Below are 683 nucleotides of genomic sequence, written 5' to 3'. Positions count from 1 at the left end.
TCACGGCCTTCCTCGATCCGGCCGTGCTGGTCCGGTTCGGGCTGGCGAAGGAGCTGTCGTGAACTCCGGGGAGCTGCTGGAGCGCTCGCTCGCCTATGCGCTGGGCAGCGTCGCCGAGGTCGGGTCCGCGAGCCCGGGGCGGGCGACGCCGTGCGCCGAGTGGGACCTGGGGGAGCTGCTCGCGCACCTCGACGACTCGCTGGAGGCGCTCTACGAGGGGCTGACGGGCGGTCGGATCGACCTGCTCCCGCGCGCCGACCGCGTCTGCGGCTTCCGTACGCGCGCGTGCGCGGTGCTCGGCGCCTGGGCCGCAGGGCCGCCACGGACGACCCTGGTGGGCGAACGGCCGCTGGATGTACGGGTGATGGGGGCTGTGGGGGCGGTGGAGATAGCCGTGCACGGGTGGGACGTGGCGCAGGCCTGCGGCCGGCCGAGGCCCCTTCCCGTGGCGCTCGCCGCCGAGCTGCTGAGCGTCGCCCGGTGTGTGGTGGCGGAGGAGGACCGGGGGGTGCGGTTCGGCGCGCCGGTCGGCGTGCCGCCACGCGCGCGTGCCGACGTACGGCTGCTGGCCTTCCTGGGTCGTCGCGATTCCTTTCCGGCGTGAGCCTGGTCTGCCTTACGTCAGTGACCGTCGTGATCTCACGGAAGGCAGCACCAAGACCGAGTCCCTCACACCCCCCCAC

At 73.9% G+C, this 683-nt stretch carries 1 protein-coding gene; it reads left to right on the top strand.

Going from position 1 to position 683, the window contains the following annotated elements; genetic code table 11:
• The first annotated feature begins 58 nt into the window (after positions 1 to 58).
• Positions 59 to 604 carry a TIGR03086 family metal-binding protein gene (locus ACLZOT_RS49695; RefSeq protein WP_416975944.1) on the top strand — a complete coding sequence of 182 codons (546 nt, stop codon included), beginning with the start codon at positions 59 to 61 and terminating at the stop codon, positions 602 to 604.
• Positions 605 to 683 lie beyond the last annotated feature (79 nt).

The organism is Streptomyces sp. 4F14 (assembly GCF_048159485.1).
Taxonomy (GTDB): Bacteria; Actinomycetota; Actinomycetes; order Streptomycetales; family Streptomycetaceae; genus Streptomyces.
The sequence above is the reverse complement of the archived record's forward strand: the minus strand, read 5'-3'. Positions and strand labels throughout refer to the sequence as shown.